Below are 17,150 nucleotides of genomic sequence, written 5' to 3'. Positions count from 1 at the left end.
GCATAGTCCAGCCTAGAAAAATCGCTCAAAATACCGTGATAATTTATAAGCTTGTTGAAAGTTAGTGAGGAAGAATGTCAGACACTCATTGGGTTGGTGCCCATGTCAGCGCCGCCGGCGGTATCGCCAATGCGCCGCTAAACGCACAGAAGATTGGCGCCAACGCCTTTGCGCTATTTACCAAGAATCAGAGACGTTGGCAGGCGGCGCCGCTCTGTCCTAAGCAGATAGCCGACTTCAAGGCCAACTGCGAACAGGCCAATATCTCCTCCGATGCCATACTGCCACACGACAGCTATCTGATTAATCTGGGCCATCCGGATACCGAGCAGCTCACGCGCTCGCGTGAGGCCTTTCTCGATGAGATGCAACGCTGTGAGCAGATGGGGTTAACCCTGCTCAACTTTCATCCCGGCAGTCATCTCAACAAGATAGACATAGACGAGTGCCTGGCCCGCATCAGCGAGTCGATCAACCTGGCGCTGGATAAGACCCAGGGGGTCAGCGCCATCATAGAAAACACCGCGGGTCAGGGGTCAAACCTGGGCCATAGCTTCGAGCAACTGGCACAGATCATCGACAAGGTAGAAGATAAGAGCCGCGTAGGTGTCTGTATCGACACCTGCCACATGTTTGCCGCTGGCTATGATTTAACGACCCATGAGGCCTGCGAAGCGAGCTTCGGACAATTCGATGCCATAGTGGGCAACCACTACCTCAAGGCGATGCACCTTAACGACAGCAAGACGCCCCTCAACAGCCGGGTCGACAGGCACCACTCCCTCGGCGCCGGTTATATCGGCATGGATGCGTTTAGCTATATCATGAAACACCCCGCGACTAAGCAGATCCCACTCATCCTGGAGACGATAGAACCTGAGATCTGGCCACAAGAGATCAACTGGCTAAGGAGTCAGGTTCGCTAAAACAAGCACTTATAGACCACGGCAATCACCCTGGCCTGATTATCCCTGTCGAAGTGATCCTCCTGTAGCCAGACGATATGAGTGCCCTGCAGGGCCTCACCTTGCTGCTTGGCATTCTCCCGCGCCGCCCTTAGCGGCGCCTCCCCTCTGCCTATCCCCGTCACCATAGCGAAACTATCGCAATGGGTCACCTCGAAATCATAGGCCTCATTGATTCGCGAGTAGAGCTGTGGCTCATTTGAGGCGCAGGCTGTCAGTAAACAAAGGCCAGATAAAATCACTCTAAGATGCAACACGTCACGGCTCTATCAAATAATGGCTAAAGAAAAAGGCCCGTAAGATAAGTGATTTAGCAGAGCTTGGTTGTGATAACCATCACGCCGGTCTCAAGGTCATTGATACATTTGGCAACCTAGGTAATGGACGCGATTCGATGCAAACGCATTGCTGATAATGCTAATAAAATACGGCGCGGAGGTTAGCTGCCGCCCCATCTAAACAACTGGATTGAAACAACTGGATAGAAACAGCCTAATTGAACTAAAAAACAGTCCTAAGAGATAAAACAGAAAGAAGCGGGCATAAAAAAGCCAAGGCACTATCGCCTTGGCTGTTAAGCATAAATAACCAGACAGTGGTTAAGCTAAGGTCTCAAACAGGTGAGCCTTGAGGCGGGCAAAATCGGCAGGCAGTTCGGCCGACAGGATAGGCTTATCCTTCACCGCTTGTAGCTCTGGTGGCAGCTCAAGCTCGATATACAGCGCCTCTTCCACCACCTCTTTAAACTTGGCCGGATGGGCCGTACCGAGGAAGATCCCCTGCTCATCGGCCGACATGGTTAACGACAGTGCCTTAGCGGCGATGGCCGCATGGGGCTCAGACAAGTAACCGCCGCGATAGAGCTCATCCAGCGCCTCCACCGTATCCTGCTCCGAGAGACCGACGCCCACCAGCTCGCTCAGCGGCCAGTTCATCACCTCCATGATGGTCTCAACCCTGGGCCAGTTGCTCGGCTCGGCCACATCCATGGCATTAGAAAGGGTCGCGACGGTTGCCTTAGGCGACCACTGACCATCGGCCAGATAACGCGGCACAGTATCGTTACTGTTGGTGGCCGCCACGAATCGCTTCACCGGCAGCCCCATCGCCTTGGCAAACAAGCCCGCCGTCAGGTTGCCGAAGTTACCGCTGGGCACGGCAATCACAGGATCGCCTTGATTAGCTCGCTTAAACTGGGCCACCGCCTCGAAGTAGTAACAGATCTGCGCCAGCAACCGACTGATGTTGATAGAGTTCGCCGAGTTAAGGTGCAGACCGTCACGCACGTCGCTGTCTTCGAAGGCGGCCTTGACCATCTCCTGACAGGCATCGAAATCGCTCTCCACCGCCACAGTATGAATATTATCGCCCAGGGTGGTAAACATCTTCTCCTGTAGCAGGCTGATCTTGCCCTTAGGATAGAGCACCACCACCTGTACCTTATCCAGCCCATAGAAGGCATCGGCGACTGCGGCGCCGGTATCCCCCGAGGTAGCGGTCAATATGGTCAGCTTGTCTTCCTGTGCCAGGCTATTGAGGCACTGCGCCATGAAGCGTGCGCCAAAGTCTTTAAAGGCCAGGGTCGGACCGTGGAACAGCTCGAGGCAATAACGCTTGTCATCGGCCTTGCTCAGCGGCAGCTCAAAATTGAAGGCGCGCTCAACCAGGCTATCCACCAGCTCCTGGCCAAGCTCATCGGCCAACCAGGCGCCCAATATCGCCTTTGAGCGCTCGACGAAGTCCATCGCCAGCAGCGCATCCACATCGTCCAGCCTTGGGATAGTGACAGGGAAAAACAGGCCGCGATCCCGCCCTAGGCCCAATTTAACCGCCTGAGTGAAACTAACCTTCTGTGAGGGGTGTTTTAAGTTATAGAGTTCCATCTTACATCCGCCTATTAATCTAAAAGTGGTGCATCTACACGGCGCGTGCCGAGCATATCAATTTGACATATATGGGAAAAACCAGCGCCAGAGGTGACATAATTCGCATCTAACCAGGCCTTGGCCTGCTCAGCCGTCTCCAGGTTATCGGTCACGGTAAACAGTGTCGGGCCGCTCCCTGAGATCCCCGTGGTGGCCATGCCGAGTTCGGCCAAGGCGGCGCGCGCCTGCTCATAACCGGGAATTTCTGCGGCGCGATAAGGTTCCGCCAGCACATCCTTTAACACCTCTATGGCGAGCTCGGCATCTTGTCGATAACTGGCATGCACGAAAGCACTCAGATAACGACCGAAATCTATGGTTACTGACTTATCGTATTGCGCTGGCAGCAAGGCGCGCATCTTGGCCGTTGAAAGGGAGATGCCAGGATAAGCCACCACCCAATACCAGTCTTTAAAGACGGGCAGGTCCTGACACACGGCGCTCGGGGTATCCAACATCAGCTGCATGCCACCTAGATAACAGGGCGCAACATTGTCATAGTGCACAGAGCCGCTGATCTTGCCTTCAAATTCACCCATCAACCTCAGCAGCGCATCGCTGTCATAGGGACGATCGAAATGCTCGTTCAGGGCGTACAGGGCGGCGACCACAGAGCTGGCACTGGAGCCAAGGCCGCTGCCCACCGGCAGGTTCTTCTCTAAGGTCATGGCAACGCCAGCCCGGCTCCCTAGCTGCTCGAGGAAGAAGTGGGCGCACTGGTAGACGATATTCTCCTCGCAGGCGGCAGGCAACTTGTCGGCCCAGTGACCGGCCAATTTAAGCGAGACGCCATGCGGCGCCGACGCTATCGATACGCAATCCCCTAACAGACTACCGTCAACGGGTGCCAAGGCGGCGCCCAGCAGATCGAATCCGACGCCGACATTGCCCATGGAGGCTGGCGCGTAAACCGTTAAACTCATACGCCCATCTCCCGTGTCCAGTTGAGGGTTCTCAGCAGGTCGGCGAAGACTCCCGCCGCCGTCACCTCTGTGCCCGCGCCATAGCCGCGAAGCACGAAGGGGATCGGCTGATAGTATCGGCTGTAGAAGGCCAGCGCATTCTCGCCGCCCTTGACGCTGTAGAGGGGATCCTTGGCATCCACCTCGGCGATTTTCACCCGGCAGCCCTGCTCGTCTATCTGCCCCACATAACGCAGCACCTTACCCTCGGCCTTGGCGCTATTTACGCGCTCGGCAAGTTCGCCATCAAGTGCGCTCAAGTTCGCCATAAAGGTCTCGACATCGCCAGAGGCGTCGAAATGACTCGGCAGTACAGATTCAACCTGAATGTCACTCAGCTCTATCTGCATACCCACCTCGCGGGCAAGGATAAGCACCTTCCTGGCCACGTCCATACCGCTGAGGTCGTCTCTTGGGTCGGGTTCGGTAAAGCATTTCTCCCGCGCGATACGCGTCGCCTCCGACAGACTCATCCCCTCATCAAGCATACCGAAGATATAGGAGAGTGACCCCGAGAGTATGCCGTTGAATTTCTGTAGCTTGTCACCGGCGAAGAGGAGCTTCTTCAGGTTGTCGATAACCGGCAGGCCCGCGCCAACTGTGGTCTCATAGAGAAACTGACGACGCTGATGCAGCGCAGTCTGCCTCAGGGCACGGTAATAGTCATAATCACGTGTGTTGGCCTTCTTGTTAGGAGTCACCACATGCAGACCGGCATTCATTACCGCGACATATTGATCCGACACGGCTTCGTTTGAGGTACAATCCACCAGCACAGGGTTGAGTAGCTGCTGATCTTTGGCCCAGGCAAGCATCTTCTCCAGATCGCAAGCCTGCTGGCTGTCGGCAAGCAGTCCCTGCCAATGATTAAGATCTATCCCCTTAGCATCGAGCAGCATCTGGCGGGAGTTCGCCACTCCGCACACGCGCACCGTAATGTGCTGGGCCTTCAACATCTCTGTCTGTTGCTTGATCTGTTCGAGCAAACCAGCGCCCACATTGCCACAGCCCACCAGGAAGACATCCAGATAGTGCTGCACATCGAAGAAGCTCTGATGACAGGCGGCGATGGCATGCTTGGTCTTGCGCAGCTCGATAACCGCCGAGATGGAGCGCTCAGAGGAGCCCTGGGCGATAGCCACTATGTTGACGTTGGCCTGGGCCAAGGCCTGGAAGAACTTGCCGGCAACCCCCTTATGGGTGCGCATACCGTCACCTATCAAGGATACGATGGCCAGGTTGTGGCGCATGCTAATCTGCTCGAGGATCTCGCTCTTAAGCTCCAACTCAAACTCCTGCTCCAGCGCCAGGCGCACCCGCTCGGCATCGGCGGTGGCTACACAGAAGCTGATGCTGTACTCGGACGAGCTTTGCGTAATGAGAGAGACTGACACCCCGGAGCGGGAGATGGCCCCCAGAGTCCGGCTCGCCATGCCAACCATGCCCTTCATGCCGGGACCCGCGATGTCGAACATGGTCTGCTCGTCGAGATTAGAGATAGCCTTAACGTTCAGGCCCGTCTCGTCCGCCTGATTAGATACCAAGGTACCTGGAGCCTGTGGGTTGAAGCTGTTACGTATATAGCAAGGGATGTGATACTGAGCGATAGGCGCAATCGTCTTAGGGTGTAGTACCTTGGCGCCGAAATAGGACAGTTCCATCGCCTCCTGGTAACTGAGCTGAGTCAGCAGCTTGGCATCGGCGACGACACGCGGGTCGGTATTATAGACGCCATCCACATCTGTCCAGATCTCGCAGCAGCTGGCATCGATACAGGCCGACAGCACCGCCGCCGAATAGTCCGAGCCGTTGCGGCCAAGGGTGACCACTCGGCCATCCTTGTCTCCGGCGGTAAAGCCTGGCATCACCCACACCTGATGGGCATCGAGAGAAAGCTCGGCAAAACGCTGTTTGCTCACGGCGATATCGACAACCGATTCCAGCGCCGGCCCATGGGCCACAAACAGCTGTTGTGGTACAAGCTGGTTGGCCGAGACGCCGGCGGCCAACATCAACTGCTCCATCAGCGCCGCAGAGAGGCGCTCGCCACCGACCACTATCTCTGCGCGGACAAAGTCGGGGCACTCACCCAATAAGACCACGCCTTGTAGCTTGTCTTGCCAGTGCTTGAGCTGCGCGGCCAGGACACCTTCGAGGCCTGCTGACTGCTCGCTACCCAAGACCTCGCTGGCGGCCTTTGCATAGAGGGTCTTAAAGACCTCATGTACCTGACTCAAGACGGGAGAGAAATCATCCCCTGCAACAGCGAGATCCACCATCTCCAACAAGCCGTTGGTCACGGTTGCCGGCGCGCTTAACACCACTGCCGTCGGCTGTTCCTCGGCCGATGCCAAGACTATCTGCGCCGCACTACTAAACCTCTGCCAGTTGGCCAGCGAGGTACCACCGAACTTCATTACCTTCATCTTCTCTCCTTAGTACCGCGCCCCAGAAACAAAAAAACCCGCTCCTTGATGGGGAGCGGGCTTAATCATTTCAAATCATTTCTTTCGAGTATGCTTAGCCGGCCCCCACGCTAGTAATCGTGGTGGTTGTAATAATGGTGGTTACTACGAGATTAAGGCTAAACATTTAAATTCTATTCTGTCGTATCAAAACATATTCATTGAAGTCTCTACAGAATTGCCTTTTTTGCCCCAAGGTGTCAACCCCCAAAACAAAACTTTATAAAAATACACTTTCAGCGCCTGCGACGCTGCAAACGCTAAAATGAAATAACAGGACATAGATTTAAGTAAATAAAGGGAATGATAGGCTAAGTGACCTATCAGTATTCCGCTTATCCGAATCATCAAATAAATAGCTAATAAACATAGCGATAATCATGAAAGGTGAATTTTCACAAGGTATGAAATCAGGCTTTACGAGTGCTAACAAACTGACAGAGAAAAGAGACCAGAAATCGACGATTAACATGCACGCTAAGGCGTCAACAATGCAAAATACTTTTCCAAAAATTGTGAATAAACAATCAAAGAGAAGCAATTCCCCTTACCCGACTTCTCACTACACCTAGCCTGATAAAAAAAAATTTACCGATTTTCCCTCAAGAAGCTGCGCTAGGTCATCGCCAAGGCCAACAAAGCGAGCTAAAATGCCGCCACATTCTGAATTGGAGGCGATATGATAATCACCCAACACAAAGCTGTTAGCATCCATTACCGCTTAACGAACCAGCAAGGTGAGTTGATCGAGAGTTCATTTGAAGGTGAGCCAATGCTATACCTTCACGGTGCAGAAAACATGATCCCAGGCCTTGAGCAGGCACTCGAAGGCAAAAGTGTTGGCGACAAGCTTGAAGTTACCGTAGAGGCCGAGCAGGCTTACGGTCCTTACCACGATGGTTTACGTCAAGATGTCCCATTAGCAGCCTTCGGCGATATCGAAGATATCGTACCTGGCATGCGTTTCATCGCCGAAACAGAGATGGGCCAGCGTCCGGTACAAGTGACCGAAGTGAAAGACGATGTCGTCGTGGTTGACGGTAACCACCCACTAGCGGGTCAAACCCTTAACTTCACCGTTGAAGTACTATCAGTACGCGACGCCAGCGCCGAAGAGATCGCCCATGGCCATATCCATGCAGCCGGCGGCTGTGGCAGCCACGAGCATAGCCATGAAGGGGGTTGCTGTGGTGGCGAAGGTCATGATCATCAAGGCGGATGCTGTAGCGAAGATCCTGAGAAGCCAGCCAAAGAAGGTTGTGACGGCAACGGCGGTTGCGGCTGCCAGCACTAAGCTAAAGCAGCTCAACCTAAAGCCTTAATTTGACGCTTAGGCGTCAATCTCAGGTAGGATTCTGAATCGAGTCGGCCACCTTTTACTAGGTGTTGCCGACTTTTTTATTTTAAGCTCAAGACAACATCAGCTAGCTGCGTATAAACGATAAGGATATCGAAATGGTTGCTCAGCCCATCTATGAAAAACTTCCTGCCATCTACCTGCTCATCGCAGCAACGACCATACTGATGAGTCCGGCGCCCCTTCCAGTGCTCTTAGGCGTGATTATCTTCCTGCTCGGCGCACGTATCTTCAACATGCGCTCACAGAATCGGCGTAGCGATAAACCGAGTCGTCGTAAGCAAGGCATCTGGCCTGATGCGCTCTACAACCTGCTTCCTTACGCCTACCTTTTGGGCGCCCTGTTTGTCTTTCGCCACAGCGACTCCAGCTATCTTTCGTTTGCAGGCGCCGGGCTAGCCAGTTTCGCCTTATTTCGTCTGGCCCAGCGCCGCAACTATCGTAAGCCCCAACTGCCTATGCCAATACGGGTGATCTAACTAGAGAATGAGCGCCTTGATACGCTCGCGCTGAGCCGTGGGCATATGCTTGAGGTAGTTGGAACAACGTGTGATGGTGGCAATACTGATCTCGAATTCGGCGGCTATCTGTCGCTGACTCATCTCTCCCAAGAGCAGGGCTTGAAATACCTTCAGCCGCCCAGCAATGGCGCTACGCTCCTCCTCGGTGAGCAGTAGATCGAACAGATCCATCAAGGCATCGGTGTCTTGATGATTGACCACTTTTTCTAAAACCAGATCCCAGTTTGCGCGCACTTTAGCTCCTAAGCTGTCATAGCCTACCAGTACATCGAAGTGTACCAAGAAATCTGCCACGCTGGCTATCGAGCCAGTAGATGCGATGAGTCAGGCGTTCAAGAGTTAGACACATTCGGCAACATTTTGGCCAGCATTTTAAAGAAAAATCTATAGTATCTGATAGTTAATTACGATTAGAATGTTTGCGTTAGATCACATAAATCCACAAAGTAGTGAGAATGATTGCCATGAAAAAACAGTTTAAATTAAGCCTGCTCGCCCTAGCCGGCAGTGCCTTACTGGCCACAGCGGTACAAGCCAATAACTTCAAAGAGTCAGACGACGCCATTCATTATCGTCAATCTGCTTTTGGCCTGATCGCTCACAACTTTGGCGACATGGGCGCCATGCTTAAGGGCAAGAAGCCATTCGACGCCGAAGTCTTTGCCATGCGCGCGCAAAACGTTGCCGCACTGAGCAAGCTGCCAGCAGAAGGTTTCGTTGCCGGTTCTGACAAGGGCGACACTGGCGCACTGGCGAAGATCTGGAGCGACAAAGCCGATTTCGACGCTAAGATGAGCACTTTCCAAGACAACGCCGCCAAACTTGCCGTTGCCGCGCAATCAGACGATAAAAATGCGATTAAGCAAGCCTTCATTAATACAGGTAAGAGCTGTAAAGGTTGTCACGACGTCTACAAGAAAGACTAATAACAAGACGAATATTGACGACCAATATCGAAAGCCAATAAAAAAGGGGAGCCAATTAAGCTCCCCTTTTCTTATCCTGTTTCTCTAGCCTAACTTTTACCATTAGCCATCGCCCTACAGCATGGCCGCAATGGGCCAAATCAGATAGTTCACTACTAGGCCTGCTAGCACGCCCACCAGTGTCAGGGCCATCAAGCCCGAGCGAAACTTAAACTCGGTAACGCTCTCGCGGCTGACGCTCTTATAGCCGGTGATCATGGCACCAACCAGTTTGTCGCCTTTAATGCCGTGCCAGACCACTGCAAGAATATGCAAAACCGCCAGTAAAAGGAGTAAATTGAAATTTTGCTTATGCAGCCAGGTCAAGGTTCCGGCTGTCTCGCTGCTCACATAAGCGTATAGCGGCCCTTCGGTAAAGACCTCATCTGTGGCAAATAGTCCTGTGGTGAGCTGCACCATCAGCACCAAGATCATCACCACCACCATATAGCCCCCCAGAGGATTATGGCCAACGCTGCGGCACTGGGGCTGCCTGACATAGGCAAGTACCTTAGTCGGCGATTTCACAAAATGGCTAAAGCGCGACGTCTCACTGCCAACGATTCCCCAAAGAATTCGAAAACCGAGCAAGATCATTAGCCCGTAGGCAAACACCTGATGCCATTGCATCTCCCCCACCTCGGCGCTCCACCACAAACCGCCGAGCAGCGCTATCATGCTCCAATGAAACAGGCGCGTAGGCAGATCCCATACCTTAATTTTTACCTGGGCAGACTGAGGGTTTTCTACTGAGGACATCTTATAACTCATCGCTTTAGAAAATAATGAAATTGATGATATTTGAAGCGATGGGGAGAGGCAAATAGATTTATGTAAGCAGTGTTATCCAGTCAAATATGCAGCCTAAATTTGATAAAAACAAGCCATTCCTAATGTTTATTTTACAATTTTGTCTAAGGGCTCAAATAACCAACGAACGGAAAATAATGGCAGTCAAAAGTTGATCTAGATCACGTTTTCTAGGGACTGAATTGGTAATCTGAAGTCAAGGAAACAACGAAAGGTTCGACATATGATAAAGATTACAAGTAAAGATTTCGAAGTCACCACTCCTATCCGTGAACGTATCGAGAGCCGTTTAGAAAAACTAAGTAGACACGATGTACAGCTCATTAATCCACATGTAATCATAGGTCAAGAGAAGCAAGGGTTTAAGATAGAAGCTTCAGTCGGTATACCAAGCAACACCTTATTTGCTCAGGCGAAAGACAAAGATCTCTATGCAGCAATCAATGCAATGGGTCAAAAATTGGAGAAACAGCTCAATCGCCTCAGCCACAAACCGGAAGGAGCTCGCTACACGGCTCCAGCGATGAGCCCAACGCCAGAAAGCGCCGATATCGACGACGAGTATGACGAAACATTAGATGAGGAATACGCGGCGTAACAGATTAACGGTAAGTGGCGAATCATCGCCTCAGGCATAGGCCGAGGAACGAACGCTAACGAACTGGCACAAAAGCCACTTACCCAAACTTGGTGGACAGTTAAACCGCCACCTAAATCGAGGTACAGCGACAGGCAAGAGACGAGGACGGACAACCACTTCAGCCACAGGCATTCAATGAGAAGCCGTGGAACTCAGCTAACGAACTAGCTATGTTGTCCGCCCTTGTTATACTTACTATTAAGCGCCGTATCTGATGTCGAAAGCAAGCCAACGAAGGAGTAAGAGGTCACATTCACCAGACGCAAGACGTTAACTTTCACGTTTGATTTATTGAAGGCGACTCACACAACCTAAGGCTTAAGATTAGCCCAAATAGGAAATAGGCATAGCGCCAAACAAGTCGTCCCCAGCAGGCCATAGGGTTGCCGCTAAGATAATCTCGAAGCCTAGCACCCTAACGAGTGAGAAAGGAGCGCAGTCCCATTTTAATATTGAGTGCTTTTTCCGTAACTGAGGCAGCCAAATAGCCAATTAAGGCAAACCAACGTAATAGACGTTAACAGGCCATTGGATCACCGCTAGTCGATTAGCCCGCTGCCTCTCCCTTATCACCTGCTGCAGTCTTTTCATCTGCAGGCGACAAGCAAAGGAGGATGCCCCATCTTAAATTCTGATCTTTTACTCTCCCGGCGCACCCAAAGAGGTGCGCTTTCTATTTGTGGCAAGTCAATTCGCTCACGGGGGGCGCTTATTACCACAGGTATAAATTCTCACTTTATCCCTTTTTTGATTGACAGGATTTAGAGCAAGGCTTAATTTGAAGGCTATGAAAACGAACACCAACGCTTTTTTTACTTTCTTTTTTATTCCACCCTTCTAGGGAGGCGGAATTTCGGTGTAAAAACGAAAGTAAGAATTCCAGAGCCTCCCATTTATGGGGGGCTTTTTTATTTGCATGAGTAATCGAGAAGCGTTCAACGACAGAGGACAGCATGACCAAACCACATCCCCTTAACCATACCCGGGAACAGATCACCGCGCTCGACAATGAACTGCTGGCACTGCTGGCCAAACGACGGGCACTGAGCTTAGATGTCGCCCGCAGCAAAGAGGTCGATATTCGCCCAATTCGCGATACCCAGAGAGAGAAAGAGCTGCTGGCCAGACTGGTTAAACAGGGACGCGAGCAGGGACTCGACGCTCACTATGTCCTCTCCCTCTATCAAAGCATCATCGAAGACTCGGTATTAAACCAACAAGCCTACCTTCAGGGTCGCGCCAACCCTGACCTGCAGAAACAGCAATACAACATCGCCTACTTAGGCGCGCGTGGCTCCTACTCTTATCTCGCTGCCACTCGCTACTGCGAGCGCCGTCAGGTTGGCATGCAGGATCTGGGTTGTAAAAGTTTCGATGAGATAGTACAGGCGGTGGAATCGGGTCACGCCGACTACGGCTTCCTGCCGATCGAAAACACCTCATCAGGCTCGATCAACGAGGTCTATGATGTGCTGCAACACACCAGCCTGGCTATCGTAGGCGAAACCACCATAGAGGTAGGCCATTGCCTGCTCGCCAAGCCTGGCACTCAGGTTACGCAGATCAAAACCATCTATGCCCATCCTCAACCTATCAGCCAATGCAGTCGCTATCTGAGTCAACACGGTGAGTTCAAACTGGAATATTGCTCCAGCAGCGCCGAGGCCATGGAGCGTGTGCTCGAGGCCGATGATAACAGCGTCGCCGCTATCGGCAGCGTCGAAGGCGGTGCCCTGTACCAACTCGAGGCCATCGAGCGCGAGCTGGCCAACCAGAAGATCAACCAAAGCCGTTTTATCGTCGTCGCCAGAAAGGCCATTGCGGTGCCCGAACAGCTGCCGGCCAAGACCACGCTTATCATGGCCACGGGGCAGAAACCCGGCGCCCTGGTAGAAGCCTTGCTGATCTTAAAGGCCCATGATCTCAACATGAGTAAGCTCGAATCCCGCCCTATCCCAGGTACCCCTTGGGAGGAGATGTTCTACCTGGACCTTGACGCCAACCTCGCCAGCGACCAGATGCAACAGGCGTTAAAGGAGCTGGAACGTATTACCCGCTTCATCAAGGTACTTGGCTGTTACCCCTGCGAAACCGTCAACCCGACCCAGCTGAGCAACAGTCAGCTGATGATAGAGCCCACCACCAGCCGCGAAGCCGACCAACAGGCAAGAGAGAAACAGGACGCCAAACATCTACGTCATAGCCTGGCCGAACATCCACAGATAACCAGCGTTGTCACAAGACAGCTACAGATAGGTGACGGTCAGTTTGGCGCCATGGCACAGCTGAGTCTGACTCAAGAGCCTGGCCACTACAGCCAGCTGGCCAAGCAGATAAAAGAGGCGGGGTTCCAGGCCGTGATCGTTAGCGAGTTAAATGCCAACCCCATGGCGAACCGCCAGCTGAGCGAGATGCGCAGAGCCCTGAGCCAGTTTGATCTGGCCTGTATCGTCGCCATCGAACATGAGAGCGAACTCCCGCTGGCCGTTGATCATGCCGACATGCTGCAGATCAGTGGCAAGCAGATGCACAATCGCGATCTGCTCGAACAGGTCGGTGCGCTGCACATGCCGGTTATCTTAGAGCGCAACACTATGGCCAGCCTAGATGAATGGCTGGGCGGTGCAGAGACCATATTGGCCGCAGGTAATCAGCAGGTGATCTTGAGTGAAGCCGGAATCAGAACCTTCAACGAGCAGCAGCGGCCGACCTTAGATCTGTCCGGGCTCATCAGCCTGAAAGAGAAGAGCCACCTGCCGGTGATCATCAATACCCGCTATGCCTGTCAGCAAGATGAACTCGCTAGCCAGGCCTGTGCTGCAAGGGCCCTTAAAGCTGATGGCCTGGTGCTGGGCCTGAGCGATCCCCAGCAGCTTAATGTCCATAGCGACATCTTGGCTCGTCTCTACCGCGACTAACGGCTGGCTAATTAACAGACACCAGAGCGTATCTATAAACAAAAAAGAGGACCATAGGTCCTCTTTTTTGTTTATAGATACATTTAAATCGCCAGGCCATCGACCAGGTTCATCCAGCCTTTGATTGTACGATGACAAAACCACAGCAGAGCCAGCAGTGACAAGCTGACGGCCAACCAGGCTTGAGGTATTAAGTAGGCCAGGAGCAGAAGCGAAAACAGCGAGATAATCGACCAACGCTGCCAACGAATATGGGAATAGAGCAGACTACTCATCTTGTCGCCCTTCTGCCCAAGGCTAATAAGCAAGGCAAACAGAGGCGGCAACAACAAAAGCGGAAAGGCCGACATCAGGGCATAAAGGAGATGGCCAAGGCTATGGTCGTCTATAACGACTGGCTGTGACGTAGTCGATACCATGAGGGCGCTCCACACAAAGGGTCTAAGAATTGGGCTAAGCCAGCGTGATGCCATTCGCCTAACCCTCACATTAACCATACTGTGTCATCGCCCATAGCGCAAATCTTACGACTGTATCCCCTTCTTAAAAAGCCCCCTTATCGCTAAGCCAAACCTAACGCGCTTAGCCTTTCAACCTTAACCCAAGGCGAGCGTCACGTCGGATCTTATTCGCGTCGAGCAGGCAAGAATAAAGCCCTGCTCTACCTCGGCTGGCGTCAGTGTCATCTCACTGCTGGACTCTGTCTCGCCGCTTAACACCTGGCACTTACAGGCGCCGCAGACGCCCGAGCGGCAGGCGGCGATAATGGGCAGGCCTTTGGCCTCTATCCCTTCGAGTACCGTCTGTGCTTCGTTTAGCGGCGTAGACAGATCGCCAATTTGCAGCATGAAGGCCGCGTCATCCTCTAGCCCTTCGACTTGCGATGCAGGCGATGAGGTGGGCGCGCCGAAGCTCTCCTGATGATAACGACTCATGTCGAAACCTGCCTCCTCCAGCATAGTCTTAGCCGCCTGCATATAAGGCTCTGGGCCACAGACGAACACGGTTCGCTCGAGAAAATCGGGCACTGCCTCGGCGAGTATGGCTAAGCTTAGCCTTCCTGCGAAACTTGAGCAGGCCTCAAGCGCCTCGGCCGATTCCAGACTATAGTGCAATGCCATATTTGGATGACGCTGCGCCATCTTAAGCAGGGCGTCATGGAAGATCAGATCTTCCTTCGCCTTGGCACTGTGCACGAAGGCGATATCGCTGCCAACTTGGGTGTCGGTTAGCCAGCGCGACATGGAGTACATGGGCGTAATACCACTGCCGGCACTCAAGAAAAGATACTTATCGGCGGCAATATCGATCAGGTTAAAGGCACCAGCCGGGCCGCTCACATTGACACTATGCCCCGCCTGCAAGTTATCGACCAGGTAATTTGACACGCGCCCGCCAGAAATACGCTTAATGGTCACCACCAAGGAGTAAGGGCGGGAGGGCGACGAGGAGATGGTATAGCTGCGTGCAAGGCGCTCGCCAGCGATATCCAGCAGGAAGGTGATAAACTGCCCGGGCTTAAAATGAAATTTAACGGGCTGGGCGCCTTGAAAGCGAAAGCTGGTCACATCATGGGTTTCCTGCCAGCGCTCGACACAGACTAGCCTTATCTCGCCAGCCTGCCAGTTGGGTGATTGATAATCTTGTTGATTCATGGGCGACTCACCAAAAAATAAAAAACGCCCACGACACTGCCGTGGGCGTTAGGGACATTTTAAGCGACGTTTAAAATGGCATTCAGGTCTTGCTCTACCGTGGTGGTATTACGCAGACCAAACTTATCTTCCAGCACCTTAAGCAGGTTTGGCGTTAAGAAGGCCGGCGCACTTGGGCCCGTACGTATATTCTTCACGCCAAGTGATAACAGGGTCAGCAAGATAACGATCGCCTTCTGTTCGAACCAGGAGAGCACCAGACTCAGCGGCAGCTCGTTGATCTCACACTCGAACACTTCTGACAGCGCGATGGCTAGCTGAATCGCCGAGTAGGCATCGTTACACTGACCAATATCCAGCAGGCGTGGAATACCATTGATATCACCGAAGCTGAGCTTGTTGAACTTATACTTACCACAACCTAAGGTCATGATAATGGAATCCTTAGGTGCCGCCTTGGCGATATCGGTAAAGTAGCTACGCTCGGCCTTATCACCGTCACAACCACCCACCAGGAAGAAGTGCTTGATCGCACCATTCTTGACGTTCTCCACCACGGCAGGCGCGGCGGCCATTAACGCGTTGCGGGCAAAACCTATGGTGATGTGATGGGGGATCTCATCATAGGCAAAGCCCTCAAGCGCCAAGGCCTTATCGATCACCGCGGAGAAGTCATCCCCCACGATATGGGTCACGCCCGGCCAACCCACTATGCTGCGGGTAAAGATACGGTCGGCATAGTCGCCCACGTTAGGATCGATAATACAGTTAGAGGTCATCACCACCGCACCAGGGAAGTTAGCGAACTCTTTCTGCTGGTTTTGCCACGCACTGCCGTAGTTACCGACTAGGTGGGAATACTTCTTCAACTCGGGATAAGCCAGCGCCGGTAGCATCTCACCATGGGTAAAGACGTTGATGCCCTTGCCTTGGGTCTGCTGCAGGATAAGCTCGAGATCTTTCATGTCGTGGCCCGACACCAGAATCGCCTTGCCTTTCACCGCAACCGTGTTGACCTGAGTCGGCTCAGGGTGACCGAAGGCCTCGGTTTCCCCTTTATCCAACATGGCCATCACGCTGTAGTTTAGCTGGCCAATCTCCATGGCGGTGGCAAACAACTTGTCGGCATCGACAGAGTCTGAGCCCAAGAATGCCATGATCTGATGAAACTTAGCTGCCACCTCAGCGTCAGTTTGATCCAACACACGAGCATGCTCCATGTAAGCCGCTGCGCCCTTCAGACCGTACAGACACAACAGACGCAGACCCATGATGTCCTCATCGACCGCATCTTTTCCGCGATTCGGGATCGCCTGAGCGGCCTGGGCCAACATCTCTTCTTTCACGCTGGCCAGCACCAGGCTGGCGGCAGGGATCAGTGTCTCAACTGGTTGCCCCTGCTCCTTACATGCCGCCTCGTAGGCGGCCTGTAGCTGAGTACGGTAGGCGTAGGCCTGCTTGGTATATTCTATGATGCGCTCATCGTCGAAGTTCACATTGGTCAGAGTGGCGAAGAACGCCTTGGGCACGAAGGTGTCGATGGCCGGGTCTATGATGCCAAACGCGCGCGCCTTCTCGGCGTAGGCCGACACGCCTTGTAAGATGTAGATCAATAGATCTTGTAGATCTGAGGTCGCAGCTAACTTGCCGCACATACCTTGAGAATAGCTACAGCCGTTACCGGCCGGGGTACGAATGGTTTGCTCACACTGAATACAAAACACAACACTGCTCCTTTATTTAATCATGCTTTTTCTTTGCATGTTTTGGCGCAGTCTACTGTGCTAATGACACTCACAGAAGATAAAATTGACAGCAATGTGAGAAATTATGAAGCGGATCAAATTAGCAATTGCGAAACTAACTTGTTAAAAATTATGGTAAAGATATTTTAAAACAAGCTATTAGCCGGCTTAGGCTGCCAAATAAAAAGCGGCGCCCTGAGTGTCAGACACTCGGGCGCCGCC

15 protein-coding genes and 1 other annotated feature are annotated in these 17,150 nt (G+C 52.7%); of the genes, 6 read left to right on the top strand and 9 right to left on the bottom strand.

Annotated features, from left to right (window positions below):
- Positions 1–74 precede the first annotated feature (74 nt).
- Positions 75–926, top strand: coding sequence for a deoxyribonuclease IV (nfo, locus tag L1D43_RS02775; RefSeq protein WP_239849866.1), 852 nt, complete (start codon positions 75–77; stop codon positions 924–926).
- Here nfo and L1D43_RS02770 read toward each other — a convergent pair.
- From L1D43_RS02770 to thrA, 4 genes are all read right to left on the bottom strand, one after another.
- Positions 923–1,219, bottom strand: a complete 297-nt coding sequence (locus L1D43_RS02770) for a hypothetical protein (RefSeq protein WP_239851022.1) — start codon at positions 1,217–1,219, stop codon at positions 923–925. The genes nfo and L1D43_RS02770 overlap by 4 nt on opposite strands.
- 345 nt (positions 1,220–1,564) lie before the next feature.
- On the bottom strand, positions 1,565–2,848 hold the full coding sequence (gene thrC / locus L1D43_RS02765; protein WP_239849865.1) for a threonine synthase: 1,284 nt from the start codon (positions 2,846–2,848) through the stop codon (positions 1,565–1,567).
- Between the two features lie 14 nt (positions 2,849–2,862).
- Positions 2,863–3,813: a homoserine kinase gene (gene thrB, locus L1D43_RS02760; protein ID WP_239849864.1), complete on the bottom strand. Its 951-nt coding sequence runs from the start codon at positions 3,811–3,813 to the stop codon at positions 2,863–2,865.
- Positions 3,810–6,278, bottom strand: a complete 2,469-nt coding sequence (gene thrA / locus L1D43_RS02755; RefSeq protein ID WP_239849863.1) for a bifunctional aspartate kinase/homoserine dehydrogenase I — start codon at positions 6,276–6,278, stop codon at positions 3,810–3,812. Before thrA ends, thrB begins: the two co-directional genes overlap by 4 nt.
- 718 nt (positions 6,279–6,996) lie before the next feature.
- Here thrA and slyD point away from each other — a divergent pair.
- Both slyD and L1D43_RS02745 read left to right on the top strand, forming a co-directional pair.
- A complete protein-coding gene (gene slyD / locus L1D43_RS02750; RefSeq protein WP_239849862.1) occupies positions 6,997–7,611 on the top strand; it encodes a peptidylprolyl isomerase in 615 nt (204 codons plus the stop codon).
- Between the two features lie 161 nt (positions 7,612–7,772).
- Complete coding sequence (locus tag L1D43_RS02745; RefSeq protein WP_239849861.1) at positions 7,773–8,153, top strand: hypothetical protein; 381 nt, start codon at positions 7,773–7,775, stop codon at positions 8,151–8,153.
- Here L1D43_RS02745 and trpR read toward each other — a convergent pair whose 3' ends face one another.
- Positions 8,154–8,429, bottom strand: a complete 276-nt coding sequence (trpR, locus tag L1D43_RS02740) for a trp operon repressor (RefSeq protein WP_041510382.1) — start codon at positions 8,427–8,429, stop codon at positions 8,154–8,156.
- A gap of 230 nt (positions 8,430–8,659) precedes the next feature.
- On the opposite strand from trpR, the gene L1D43_RS02735 reads away from it, so the two are divergent.
- Positions 8,660–9,121, top strand: a complete 462-nt coding sequence (locus L1D43_RS02735) for a cytochrome c (RefSeq protein WP_239849860.1) — start codon at positions 8,660–8,662, stop codon at positions 9,119–9,121.
- Between the two features lie 114 nt (positions 9,122–9,235).
- Here the strand turns inward: L1D43_RS02735 and L1D43_RS02730 are convergent, their stop codons facing one another.
- On the bottom strand, positions 9,236–9,919 hold the full coding sequence (locus tag L1D43_RS02730) for a cytochrome b/b6 domain-containing protein (protein ID WP_239849859.1): 684 nt from the start codon (positions 9,917–9,919) through the stop codon (positions 9,236–9,238).
- Between the two features lie 274 nt (positions 9,920–10,193).
- On the opposite strand from L1D43_RS02730, the gene raiA reads away from it, so the two are divergent.
- Positions 10,194–10,568, top strand: a complete 375-nt coding sequence (gene raiA / locus L1D43_RS02725; protein WP_041510380.1) for a ribosome-associated translation inhibitor RaiA — start codon at positions 10,194–10,196, stop codon at positions 10,566–10,568.
- An 834-nt stretch (positions 10,569–11,402) separates the two neighbouring features.
- Positions 11,403–11,523: a sequence feature (Phe leader region), on the top strand.
- Between the two features lie 40 nt (positions 11,524–11,563).
- Positions 11,564–13,528: a chorismate mutase gene (locus tag L1D43_RS02720; RefSeq protein ID WP_239849858.1), complete on the top strand. Its 1,965-nt coding sequence runs from the start codon at positions 11,564–11,566 to the stop codon at positions 13,526–13,528.
- Between the two features lie 83 nt (positions 13,529–13,611).
- Here L1D43_RS02720 and L1D43_RS02715 read toward each other — a convergent pair whose 3' ends face one another.
- From L1D43_RS02715 to hcp, 3 genes are all read right to left on the bottom strand, one after another.
- Positions 13,612–13,947: a hypothetical protein gene (locus L1D43_RS02715; protein ID WP_041510378.1), complete on the bottom strand. Its 336-nt coding sequence runs from the start codon at positions 13,945–13,947 to the stop codon at positions 13,612–13,614.
- A gap of 177 nt (positions 13,948–14,124) precedes the next feature.
- A complete protein-coding gene (locus L1D43_RS02710; protein ID WP_239849857.1) occupies positions 14,125–15,183 on the bottom strand; it encodes a hybrid-cluster NAD(P)-dependent oxidoreductase in 1,059 nt (352 codons plus the stop codon).
- A 59-nt stretch (positions 15,184–15,242) separates the two neighbouring features.
- Complete coding sequence (gene hcp / locus L1D43_RS02705) at positions 15,243–16,907, bottom strand: hydroxylamine reductase (protein ID WP_239849856.1); 1,665 nt, start codon at positions 16,905–16,907, stop codon at positions 15,243–15,245.
- Positions 16,908–17,150: the final 243 nt, after the last annotated feature.

This window comes from Shewanella sp. Isolate8, from assembly GCF_022398495.1.
GTDB lineage: Bacteria > Pseudomonadota > Gammaproteobacteria > Enterobacterales > Shewanellaceae > Shewanella > Shewanella aquimarina.
The sequence above is the reverse complement of the archived record's forward strand: the minus strand, read 5'-3'. Positions and strand labels throughout refer to the sequence as shown.

Bases quoted from the DNA above. Each gene is read 5' to 3' on its own strand.
- L1D43_RS02745 (WP_239849861.1), top strand. From the start codon at position 7,773: ATGGTTGCTCAGCCCATCTATGAAAAACTTCCTGCCATCTACCTGCTC.
- raiA (WP_041510380.1), top strand. From the start codon at position 10,194: ATGATAAAGATTACAAGTAAAGATTTCGAAGTCACCACTCCTATCCGT.
- nfo (WP_239849866.1), top strand. From the start codon at position 75: ATGTCAGACACTCATTGGGTTGGTGCCCATGTCAGCGCCGCCGGCGGT.
- L1D43_RS02710 (WP_239849857.1), bottom strand. From the start codon at position 15,183: ATGAATCAACAAGATTATCAATCACCCAACTGGCAGGCTGGCGAGATA.
- L1D43_RS02720 (WP_239849858.1), top strand. From the start codon at position 11,564: ATGACCAAACCACATCCCCTTAACCATACCCGGGAACAGATCACCGCG.
- L1D43_RS02715 (WP_041510378.1), bottom strand. From the start codon at position 13,947: ATGGTATCGACTACGTCACAGCCAGTCGTTATAGACGACCATAGCCTT.
- L1D43_RS02730 (WP_239849859.1), bottom strand. From the start codon at position 9,919: ATGTCCTCAGTAGAAAACCCTCAGTCTGCCCAGGTAAAAATTAAGGTA.
- thrA (WP_239849863.1), bottom strand. From the start codon at position 6,278: ATGAAGGTAATGAAGTTCGGTGGTACCTCGCTGGCCAACTGGCAGAGG.
- thrC (WP_239849865.1), bottom strand. From the start codon at position 2,848: ATGGAACTCTATAACTTAAAACACCCCTCACAGAAGGTTAGTTTCACT.
- thrB (WP_239849864.1), bottom strand. From the start codon at position 3,813: ATGAGTTTAACGGTTTACGCGCCAGCCTCCATGGGCAATGTCGGCGTC.
- L1D43_RS02735 (WP_239849860.1), top strand. From the start codon at position 8,660: ATGAAAAAACAGTTTAAATTAAGCCTGCTCGCCCTAGCCGGCAGTGCC.
- slyD (WP_239849862.1), top strand. From the start codon at position 6,997: ATGATAATCACCCAACACAAAGCTGTTAGCATCCATTACCGCTTAACG.